Genomic DNA, 9,191 nt, shown 5'->3' with positions numbered 1-9,191 from the left:
ACCAGTACAATCGTAGACGATATACCCGCAAAAAAGACCGCTTTAACGGCGGTCTATAGCTTTGCCTTTATTCGGATTTCAAATCGTCCAGCCTCCCAATCTTTCTTGCGGATATATGTGGCGCTCTCAATAACGAGTTTTAAAAGTTCGTTTTTCTTTTCGGGAGATGATTCTGGATATTTAGAGAGGACTGTCGCAAGCGTTGGAAGAAAAACATGCGCACTGTTTTGGCGAATTTCTTCTCGCTGAATCTCCGCTTCAATTTGATTAATTTCCGTCTTGATTTCATCAATTCTTTTAACCAAGTTTTGTTGGCGCTCCACAAACGTATCTACATCATATATCCCTCGTTCAAGTAAATCATGCAGTTTTCCTTTTTGGTTATCCAGTTCGCCAACTTCCTGCAATTTCTTTTCAATCAGCATTTTCTTGTAAGGTACGGCAGATTCTTCGTTTGGTGACGGCTTGTTCAGGCTTAGTTCAACCAAACTTTCCAATTCCCTCAAACTTTCAATTACCTGATTCTCGACCATATGAAATGCTGACCCTTTTTGGACGCTTCGGCAACTTGGCGTATTACATCGAATAAAACTGCTCGGTCGGTCTTTGCGCGGTTGGTACAGCATCGTATAGCCACATACTCCGCATTTAAGGATTCCGGCGAGCGGGTTAGATAGTTTGTTCGTCGGCTTGGTAGAGGGTCGCCAGCGCCCTGTATGCGCCTTATTGGCGGCGTCAAATAACTCTTGCGACACAAGCGGATCATGGGCGTTTTCTTTTATCGTCCATTTGTCGCGAGGCATTTTCTTGCGCGTATATTTCCCGTTGCGCTTCGTGTATTTAGTGACGCCCCAAATAATTTTTCCGAGGTAGGCTTCGTTCTTTATTATAGCGGTTATACTACTCGGCGACCATGTGTCGCGCTTTGGATTGGGCGGCTTAATTCCGAGTCTGTCCAATTCATTAGCGACTTGTTGGCGTCCATGTCCATCGCGCATCATTTCGAACATCTTGCGCACGACCCAAGCGGTTTCAATGTCGGGAACTAGCCGTAGGTTTTCATCGCGCGCATATCCGTATGGTGGCTTTTTGCTAATCGATTTGCCTTCGCTGGCTGACGACACCCGTCCAGACTGTAATCGCCGAGTAATCGCCTTTAACTCTTCGCGCGCAACCAGCGACTTGATTCCGAAAACCAATTCCCACGTTTGCGAATCGGGATCATACATTTCGGTTGGCGTTATTACTTTCGTATTGGAATAGCGGAAGGCGCGGTCGAGAAGCCCTTGGTCGAGCATATCGCCACGACCCAACCGGTCAAGGTCAACGACAAGCACGGCGTCAGCTTCGCCCGCTTCAACGGCGCGCAGCATTGTCTGTATTTCAGGGCGCTCGCTAATTGATTCGCCCGAAACAACTTCTTCATATATTCGGCGGATATTGTGGCGCTCTTTTCTTGCGACAGCTAACAGCGTGGTGCGATGGCGCTGAAGCGTATCGTGTCCATCCTTGCGTTCTTCTTCAATGTCTTTTCGGCTTTTACGTAAATATAAGAATATATCGAGATCGGTTAATCGACTCATAAACTCACCTCTATCCGTATTATAATCGCCTGTACACGCAAATTCAACTGCGCGGTTTCACATTCTCGCGCCTATTATATATCGAGGAGGATGATCGCATGAAAGTATACAAAATAGGTAAGGCGACAATTTATGTTGAGTCTGCTTTATTGGATATGCCTAGAGAGGAAGCGAAAAAGTGGGTAGCGGATGAGTTGGCGAAGGGGAACCCGTTATTAAAAGAAATGGAGCGTGTAGTTAATGAATGTTATAGAGAATGTGCGCTAAACGATGACTTATAAAGTTGTCGTTATTTTTTTTGCAAAAAAGTGCGCGACTTTAAATCCTCGCGCCTATTATTTAGTGAAGCAACGAAATCACACGGCGTAAAATAAAGAAAGGGTGGTTAGATTGGCATTGGCAGATTCATTAGTGAGCGAGATACAGGACTTACTTGACGCAGGGCACAGTAAATCAAAGACGGCGGATATTTTAGGGTTGAATCATAAGCAGGTTATCAGGGTAATGGATAAATACTCGTTGGAGATATACACTCCTTTTGACTCGGACTATTTACCAGAAGCCAAGCAAGAGATTGACGAGTTTTATGCGGAGGATTTACTTGAGAAATTATGCGATATTGCTTTTGACGACTTGCGAGTAAACATTTCCGAATGTCTTGAAGAAGAATTTGAAAGTGTTGGCGGCTATATTAACCAAAAGTACGGCAGCATTTTTAAATACCTAGATAAAAACGGAAAATCAGCATTGTCTGAATGTATTTATGCAAGCTGCGGTAATTGTGGAGTTGAGTACAACTTAACGAAATACCAGCGAAAAAACGGTAGGTTATACGGTTTGGTTTTAAGTGAGTGCAATAAATGCCGCTCGGAGAGGATTAAGTATTACTACCAAACTAACCCAGACGCATTCAAAAGAGTGCAGCACACTAGGAGAGCAAGACCAAACAGTTTACCTCATGATATAACGTTGGATGAGTTGAGAATATCAAAAGAAGCGTTTAATAACTCTTGTGTACTCACTGGGTCGACTAACACACAGCTCGACCACGTGATACCAATAGCAATCGGGCACGGCGGATCCACATACGGCAATATGGTTCCGTTACGTCCAGATTTAAATCACTCGAAAAACGACAGTAACATTTTCGAATGGTTCGAGGCGAATAGGCAACGCTTTGAACTACCGCAAGAACGTTTCGATAACTTAATCGACTGGCTAGCGTCGGCAAAAGCTATGACAGTCGAAGATTATCGCGATTACGTTTATTGGTGTCACGCTAATCCGCGCAACATAGACGAAAGCGAGGCGATATAAATGCCTGACAAGAATCTAGTATCAGTCGAAACACAATCCGAACTATCGCTAATCACCGGCAAAAAAGAAACGCGAATCTTCGTAAAAATGTACGTTGAAGCTGTCCACAGCGGGCTAATCGCCGACATAGGGCCGGAGCGCTGGCAGACACTTTGCGTAATTGCAGCGTTTATGGACGAAAAGGGCGAATGCTACCCGACGCAATATGCGATAGCTGAGCGATTAAATGTCGCCAGGGAAACGGCAAATCGGCGTATCAAATCGTTGTGCGATTATCGCTGGCAGGGGCGGGCTGTCGTCGTAAAGGTTCAGTCGCGGGATCACGAAAAGCAAACATGGGATAACGTCAGGTATACGATATTGCCGATAAGTGGACTGAAGATGTTCTAACCGTCACACGGTAAGCGTCACTCGGCGGACGTCACATAAACAAGAACCATAGTACCAAGAACTATAATAACTAGAACCATAAAGATTGCAGCGCTAACGCACTGCCAACTGCATGAATCATTTACGTAAAGCTCTTATATAAAAGAACGACGAAAAGGTAATGAAAGAGTTGGCGGACGTAAGGACGCAATCACTTGAACTTATAAGGGGTGAAGTAAATGGGGCGTAAAAGTATGTCGCCAAAGGAGTTTTCGCAAATCATACGAAGATGTAAGGCGGCGCCAGGGTTGCGCTATATACAGCCGACAATACACGCCAGGACATACGATATTGTCGCGGTCATATTCTTTACATCGGACGAAATTGTCGAGTTAACCATCACGAATAACCCGGACGAGAATTTCGTATTGCTCGACGCGGTTAATGAATATTTAGACGGATTGGAGGCGAGTGTTAAAGGCTTAGCGTGGGGGGAGTTCGGAATTTGTCCGTATCGCAAAGTAGGCGAAGAGAGGTACGAAGCTATACACGGAAACCATGAGGAGGGTGATGAGCAGTGACAGAGGAAGAATTGCAGGCAATACGAGAACGGGCGGAGAGGGCGACAGTCGGAGATTGGGATTACGATGTAGAAGACGGAGGTATTTCAAACGGAAATTTCATGGTAGCTATGGCAGATTCTAATGCGGAAGGCTACCCGTATATTCGCGCTAAGGAATGTGACTTAGAATTCATCGCAGCAAGCCGGGAAGATATTCCGAAGCTGTTGGCGGAGGTTGAATGGCTTACTAATCGATTAAATGAAGCGGAGAATCTAATGTCGGAGGCTCACGACTTGCTTGACAATGTTCACTGCTATGAAACGGACGTTTATAACGCGATTAGTAAATACTTCAACGATGAGGAGGATGATGAGTAATGACGCTAACACAAACGGAAATAGACGCGATTCGGGCAAGGACGGAGGCAGCTACGGAGGGGCCTTGGGAACCGGCGAGTTTAGCTAATGGCTATGTTATCGCGGTAGGGGAGTTTAGCGTAGTCGCGAGTGTTATTGAGTACGACGATAACGGAGATATTCATACCACGTTAACGCAAAATCACGAGAATAATCGTCAGTTCATCGCACACGCACGCCAAGATGTGCCGAAGTTGCTTGACGAAATTCAACGGTTAAAAGATATATTATTTCTTGAACAGGCCGAATATCTCGAAATGAAACGCAAGAAAAACGAAGCTCTTGCGGAGATTGAGCGGTTAAACGGAATAGTCGAACTCGCGAACAGGGCTGCCGTCAGTGCTATAGCGATGTTAGGTAAACGGGGTGCTACCGAATGACTAAGCCGAAACTAGCGTCAGCATCCGACTGGCAAGCGCGGGACATATCGCAATGGAACGTTCAGACTTTCCTCGCTTATATCACGGAAACCACACGTGAAAAGTACGGCGTAGAGTATTCGCCAGGCGGAGGTGGCTCGAAGCAGGCGCGGTGGGGGCGTGAGCGCGGCATGTTGAAGAATGCGCAGGGCAAATACGGCAATCGCGTGCTGCGGACGTTCATCGAAATTTGCTGGCGTGAGTATCGCACGAGTAAGCCGGAGCTGTATCCGTATCCGAGCGTCACATTCATGATTTCGTACATGGATCGATACTTTTCGGAGGCAGTTTCGCAGGTGGCACGGGAGGCTAGGCGTGAGAAGGTGGCGGCCGATGCGGAGCAGGAATTAGCGGTTGATGGCGAAGAGTTGACGGATTGGTTCTAAAAACGATAAGAAGGCGGAGGGATGACGAATGAAGATCCGAATAATAAAAGCGGGCGTGTCTACGTATTGGTATGCGGATAAGATTGGCGAGGTGTTCGATGTTACCGGAACTGACCACCCGACACGTAGCGGATACAGTGTTCGGTACGACGGAGAGTGTAGTAAGTATTATGTTACTTCCGATGATTGCGAAATAGTAAACGAGGAGGCTGACGAAATGGACGTAATTGAGAAAATGCAGGCGGAAATCACGGAACTGAAGTCGAGGGTGGCTGCGTTGGAAGGCACGAAAGTATCTATACGTGAGGCTGGCGGTAAATCACTTCTGCCGAAAACACCGCAGCAAATCCGTGACGAAATCGTGGCGAAGGCAAAGGCGGATGTGGCGAGTATCGTCGGCGAGTACGAAGGATTCCGCACAACAATTGGAAGATTCAATAATCAATATGTTATCCCGAAGTTTTTCGTCAATAAGGAAAAGCGAGCCGTGACCGCTCTAATATACGGAGGATTCTCGCACGACTTACTTTTAAAGGGAATCGCCAAGGCTGACCCGTCCGACTGCTTCAACGCCCACCTAGGTAAGGCAATCGCGTTACGCCGAGCGCTAGGCCTCGAAGTGCCTGCGGAATACTATAATGCGCCACAGCCGACTGAGGTGCGCGTGGGGGACATAATCAGCCCGATAGATTTGGATAAGCGCGACAAAGTTGTTGGACAGTCAGTTACCGGACGAAACGAAATCACAGTAGAAAACGCAAGCTACTATTTCGGAATTGGTAAAGCCAAATTCATCGACGACAGCCGGGAGGTGGCGGAATGACTAGCGTAAAAGGGATGACTTGGGGCACGCCGGAGTTTACAGCGCTCGCAAAGAAAGCGGAAAGATCAGCACAAGCAGACGGAGAGTTCCGGGAATTGGTTTCCGATGTATGCAAGGCGGTCGAAACGACGCCCATATCGGACGATTGCCGTTTGAAGGCTCGTTACGAAATTAAATACGCATTCGATTTATACGAATTAGACGATATAGACGGATGAAGGAGGTTTAACGATTGGAAAAAACGAATAAAAACCGCTGCCTACTCGCCGCCAAATGCCGCGTGGCAGGAACGTCAGAATGTACGAATCAATGTTCGGCCTTCATAGCCATGCACGGCTTATCAGGCGCAGGCGGGCGCGTCGGGGCGGCTGGGCTTCCGGCGGACTATCGACTCGTTACGCTGGCAAATTCGCCGGCCAGGACGGAGCAAGCGAAAATCTACGCTAAGATAAACGATTATGTCGCCACTTTCGATAGGCAATTCGAGGAGGGCACCGAAAGGATCAAGTCGCTGTATCTTTTTTCGGAATCGCCCGGCACCGGCAAGACGACGACGGCTGCGGCGATACTCAACGAATGGCTTACGGTTCATTACGTAGGCTCCTTACAGCGCGGAGTCCAGCCGATGCAAAGGCCGGCGTACTTCTTGGACGTAAATAGCTGGCAGACGGACTACAACAACTTTAATAGACCGAAGGTACCGGACAACATCGCAGAGCCCGCAGCCAAGCGATTTTACACCGCAATGGAGAACGCAAAACATGCGCCGATGGCCGTACTCGACGATATAGGATTGCGTGACTGCACAGACGGATTCAGGGGAGATTTACATGCGATCATTAATCATCGAGTGACGAACGCAAAACCGACGATTTACACATCGAATCTACCTATAAAATACATGGATACGAAAGTGGCGACATTGATGCCATATGATTTAATTGACGTATTTGGCGAGGAAAGGCTTGCGGATAGGATGCGCGATCAGTGTGCCGTGCTAAGTTTCGGCGGCGGAAGTTTTCGCGGACGTAGGTAACGGAAAATCGAAAAGGGGTGGAGACGTTGATGATTAACGTAGAAAATTTGACGAAGGTACACCTAGCATTTGAAAACTGCGAGGGCATCGATATTCCGGCAGAGGACATTCGTTATTTCCATGCGACTGAGATTACGGCGACCCTACGCTTTAATAATATTCGAAAGAAATCGCCTATACGAAAAGAACAATATATGGGCGCTGGATACTTCCGAATCATGGTTGCGGATAAGCCGGAATACGCACGCATACTTGCATGGAATGATATTGCGCAAGTTCACGTCTACGATGATAAGGGTAATACTGATTGGTTTTTCGTAAAGTGGGGCGACGACCAGTATAACAACGAATATCAAAAATCACACATTTATCGTGGGGAAATCGACGTAACAATTTCGGAGGCCGCCGATGAGAACGATTAAGTTTCGGGCGTGGGAAGGCGGAAAGATGTACTACCAAGTACGTTGCGGAGGAGTATTTGATAGAATGCCAACAGCTCCGACGGTTTGGAACGATGAGGCAGGCGATTGGCTAAATCTAACCGGCCAACCCTATACGAAAGTAATGCAATTCACCGGACTATCCGATAAGAACGGCGTTGAGATTTACGAAGGGGATATCGTCTACACGAAAGAGTACGGAGAATGGCCTATGTTAATTAGATGGCAGGAAGCGTCGGCATCATTCTACTGTCACGATAAATCCGATAATATTGACGAGCATTTAAACATGTTTGCGGCAAAAGGCGGTCGAGTTATCGGAAACATCTACGAAAATCCGGAGTTGATTAAGGAGGCTGCCGATGAATAAGCCGGAGTACACCTTCACGGACCTTGTACACATCGCGGGCTACGGGTCACGCATATTTAAAATCGAATCATACCGCGTCGAGCAATGTTTCTCGCCCAGCGAAGAATGGACGGATATTGTGTACGACTTAATCGATACGGAAACGGGGGCTTACGTTGAGTGTGACGAAGAGGATCTGCGGCTGGCTGGCGGTAGCAGCGTGCGCAAACCCATGGCAAGGGAATTAAGCGGGCAGGCGAGAAAGGATCGTGCGAAGCGAGTGGATGCGTTGTTGGACGAAATGAATGATGCGAAAGTGATGGTCGAGATGTTTCCGGAGGATGGCGAATTCAAGGCGAAGGTTGAGTATTTGACGATTAAGTTGGCTGAGGTTACGGCGGAGTGGACTTAAATTGCGAAGTAAATGAGGTGAGAAAATGCGGATATTTAAAGTTATCAACGAAAATAATTTTTATCATGGTAAAGAAGGCATCTTGGTTAGAGAGAATGCTCATGACTTGATTTTAACAATACATGTAGGTGATTGGAATTCAGATTTGCCTTTTGATAAATCAGAAGTTGAAGAAATTATATAGTGTCGCAATTCGAATAAAATACGACTTTGACAAAAATGCGTAATAAACAAAGTTCTTGGGAGGGTGTAATAATGGATAAAAAGTATAAACAAATTGAGTTTTTTGCAGGAAACACTGTAGAACAGGCTGTTAGTGAATTGTTGAGTTATAGAGAGAAAGGGAAATTAGCTTGTGGTGAATTTAATGGAGTTACATTGTATTCAGATACGGTAACGATGGATTCAGCATATCAAAGGATAACTGGTAAAACGAAAGCAGAATTTGATAAAGAACAACAAGAATGGAGAGAAGACTATAAAAGAAAAGAACAGGAACATAAAGAAAGAATCCCGGAGTTATCAAAGGTTTGGAAGGGAAAAGGTAGAGAGATTCTAGCAGAGGACAAGTGGAATCTTTGGGATGATATTGTCCCGATTCGGTTGGGTGACTTATATCGCGGTATGGAATTAGGAAATTGCTTGGATATAGTAAAGATTTTAAATAACAACGGCACACTTGATGAAGCGAAAGAGGTAATCGAGAATCAAGGTCACTCAGGGATGTCATTCGGATTGGTTTGTGCGATGATCAAAGAATTTTGTGATAGAGGTAATGAATTCGTTAATTATGTTAAATAACTACTGAACAATTCGATTCAAACAGCGCAATAATCGAAAATAACAGTTGTAAGCTGCCAGCGAAGAATTATATATTACGAAAGGAGCTGACGCAATGGAATACGGAAATCTTCTATTAAGTAAGGTAATCGACGAAAATAACGTACAGGCGTTAACCAAATATGGAATCACGGCGAAGGACTTACCGACGGAGGGTGATAGGCAGACCCTCCGTTTCATCACCGACTATGCGGAGGCTAACCGCGGGCAGGCGCCATCGTACGCCGTAGTTACTGAG

At 46.2% G+C, this 9,191-nt stretch carries 16 protein-coding genes; 15 read left to right on the top strand and 1 reads right to left on the bottom strand.

What is annotated here, in order from left to right; translation table 11 throughout:
• Positions 1–53: 53 nt before the first annotated feature.
• On the bottom strand, positions 54–1,583 hold the full coding sequence (locus D1970_RS00485; protein WP_119110925.1) for a recombinase family protein: 1,530 nt from the start codon (positions 1,581–1,583) through the stop codon (positions 54–56).
• A 98-nt stretch (positions 1,584–1,681) separates the two neighbouring features.
• Between D1970_RS00485 and D1970_RS00480 the strand changes: the two genes are divergently transcribed.
• The 15 genes from D1970_RS00480 (at position 1,682) to D1970_RS00415 (ending at position 8,914) form a co-directional block, all read left to right on the top strand.
• Entirely contained in the window at positions 1,682–1,864 is a 183-nt protein-coding gene (locus D1970_RS00480) for a hypothetical protein (RefSeq protein ID WP_119110924.1), read from the top strand.
• Between the two features lie 109 nt (positions 1,865–1,973).
• Positions 1,974–2,900, top strand: a complete 927-nt coding sequence (locus D1970_RS00475) for a hypothetical protein (protein ID WP_119110923.1) — start codon at positions 1,974–1,976, stop codon at positions 2,898–2,900.
• Positions 2,901–3,290, top strand: coding sequence for a helix-turn-helix domain-containing protein (locus D1970_RS00470; RefSeq protein WP_119110922.1), 390 nt, complete (start codon positions 2,901–2,903; stop codon positions 3,288–3,290).
• 218 nt (positions 3,291–3,508) lie between these two features.
• Positions 3,509–3,850, top strand: coding sequence for a hypothetical protein (locus D1970_RS00465; protein WP_119110921.1), 342 nt, complete (start codon positions 3,509–3,511; stop codon positions 3,848–3,850).
• Complete coding sequence (locus D1970_RS00460) at positions 3,847–4,209, top strand: hypothetical protein (protein WP_119110920.1); 363 nt, start codon at positions 3,847–3,849, stop codon at positions 4,207–4,209. Before D1970_RS00465 ends, D1970_RS00460 begins: the two co-directional genes overlap by 4 nt.
• A complete protein-coding gene (locus D1970_RS00455; protein WP_119110919.1) occupies positions 4,209–4,628 on the top strand; it encodes a hypothetical protein in 420 nt (139 codons plus the stop codon). The genes D1970_RS00460 and D1970_RS00455 overlap by 1 nt, the downstream gene beginning before the upstream one ends.
• Positions 4,625–5,053, top strand: coding sequence for a hypothetical protein (locus tag D1970_RS00450; RefSeq protein WP_119110918.1), 429 nt, complete (start codon positions 4,625–4,627; stop codon positions 5,051–5,053). The genes D1970_RS00455 and D1970_RS00450 overlap by 4 nt, the downstream gene beginning before the upstream one ends.
• Positions 5,054–5,081: 28 nt before the next feature.
• Positions 5,082–5,876, top strand: coding sequence for a hypothetical protein (locus D1970_RS00445; RefSeq protein ID WP_119110917.1), 795 nt, complete (start codon positions 5,082–5,084; stop codon positions 5,874–5,876).
• Positions 5,873–6,094, top strand: coding sequence for a hypothetical protein (locus D1970_RS00440; RefSeq protein WP_119110916.1), 222 nt, complete (start codon positions 5,873–5,875; stop codon positions 6,092–6,094). Before D1970_RS00445 ends, D1970_RS00440 begins: the two co-directional genes overlap by 4 nt.
• 110 nt (positions 6,095–6,204) lie before the next feature.
• A complete protein-coding gene (locus D1970_RS00435) occupies positions 6,205–6,912 on the top strand; it encodes a P-loop NTPase family protein (protein ID WP_246370150.1) in 708 nt (235 codons plus the stop codon).
• A gap of 29 nt (positions 6,913–6,941) precedes the next feature.
• Positions 6,942–7,334 (top strand): hypothetical protein, encoded by a 393-nt coding sequence (locus D1970_RS00430; RefSeq protein ID WP_119110914.1) that lies wholly within the window; start codon positions 6,942–6,944, stop codon positions 7,332–7,334.
• Positions 7,321–7,722: a YopX family protein gene (locus D1970_RS00425; RefSeq protein ID WP_119110913.1), complete on the top strand. Its 402-nt coding sequence runs from the start codon at positions 7,321–7,323 to the stop codon at positions 7,720–7,722. Before D1970_RS00430 ends, D1970_RS00425 begins: the two co-directional genes overlap by 14 nt.
• On the top strand, positions 7,715–8,113 hold the full coding sequence (locus D1970_RS00420) for a YodN-related protein (RefSeq protein WP_119110912.1): 399 nt from the start codon (positions 7,715–7,717) through the stop codon (positions 8,111–8,113). Before D1970_RS00425 ends, D1970_RS00420 begins: the two co-directional genes overlap by 8 nt.
• A 25-nt stretch (positions 8,114–8,138) precedes the next feature.
• Positions 8,139–8,297 carry a hypothetical protein gene (locus D1970_RS22105; RefSeq protein WP_181213310.1) on the top strand — a complete coding sequence of 53 codons (159 nt, stop codon included), beginning with the start codon at positions 8,139–8,141 and terminating at the stop codon, positions 8,295–8,297.
• 71 nt (positions 8,298–8,368) lie between these two features.
• Entirely contained in the window at positions 8,369–8,914 is a 546-nt protein-coding gene (locus tag D1970_RS00415) for a hypothetical protein (protein ID WP_119110911.1), read from the top strand.
• The last annotated feature ends 277 nt before the right edge of the window (positions 8,915–9,191 follow it).

Source organism: Mesobacillus zeae, from assembly GCF_003570705.1.
Taxonomy (GTDB): domain Bacteria; phylum Bacillota; class Bacilli; order Bacillales; family Cytobacillaceae; genus Mesobacillus_C; species Mesobacillus_C zeae.
This window is presented reverse-complemented; position numbering and strand designations above follow the sequence as displayed.

What these genes read in the sequence shown, in the direction of transcription:
- D1970_RS00485 (WP_119110925.1), bottom strand. Translation starts at nt 1,583, where the DNA reads ATGAGTCGATTAACCGATCTCGATATATTCTTATATTTACGTAAAAGC.
- D1970_RS00480 (WP_119110924.1), top strand. Translation starts at nt 1,682, where the DNA reads ATGAAAGTATACAAAATAGGTAAGGCGACAATTTATGTTGAGTCTGCT.
- D1970_RS00470 (WP_119110922.1), top strand. Translation starts at nt 2,901, where the DNA reads ATGCCTGACAAGAATCTAGTATCAGTCGAAACACAATCCGAACTATCG.
- D1970_RS00465 (WP_119110921.1), top strand. Translation starts at nt 3,509, where the DNA reads ATGGGGCGTAAAAGTATGTCGCCAAAGGAGTTTTCGCAAATCATACGA.
- D1970_RS00455 (WP_119110919.1), top strand. Translation starts at nt 4,209, where the DNA reads ATGACGCTAACACAAACGGAAATAGACGCGATTCGGGCAAGGACGGAG.
- D1970_RS00450 (WP_119110918.1), top strand. Translation starts at nt 4,625, where the DNA reads ATGACTAAGCCGAAACTAGCGTCAGCATCCGACTGGCAAGCGCGGGAC.
- D1970_RS00445 (WP_119110917.1), top strand. Translation starts at nt 5,082, where the DNA reads ATGAAGATCCGAATAATAAAAGCGGGCGTGTCTACGTATTGGTATGCG.
- D1970_RS00440 (WP_119110916.1), top strand. Translation starts at nt 5,873, where the DNA reads ATGACTAGCGTAAAAGGGATGACTTGGGGCACGCCGGAGTTTACAGCG.
- D1970_RS00435 (WP_246370150.1), top strand. Translation starts at nt 6,205, where the DNA reads ATGCACGGCTTATCAGGCGCAGGCGGGCGCGTCGGGGCGGCTGGGCTT.
- D1970_RS00430 (WP_119110914.1), top strand. Translation starts at nt 6,942, where the DNA reads ATGATTAACGTAGAAAATTTGACGAAGGTACACCTAGCATTTGAAAAC.
- D1970_RS00425 (WP_119110913.1), top strand. Translation starts at nt 7,321, where the DNA reads ATGAGAACGATTAAGTTTCGGGCGTGGGAAGGCGGAAAGATGTACTAC.
- D1970_RS00420 (WP_119110912.1), top strand. Translation starts at nt 7,715, where the DNA reads ATGAATAAGCCGGAGTACACCTTCACGGACCTTGTACACATCGCGGGC.
- D1970_RS22105 (WP_181213310.1), top strand. Translation starts at nt 8,139, where the DNA reads ATGCGGATATTTAAAGTTATCAACGAAAATAATTTTTATCATGGTAAA.
- D1970_RS00415 (WP_119110911.1), top strand. Translation starts at nt 8,369, where the DNA reads ATGGATAAAAAGTATAAACAAATTGAGTTTTTTGCAGGAAACACTGTA.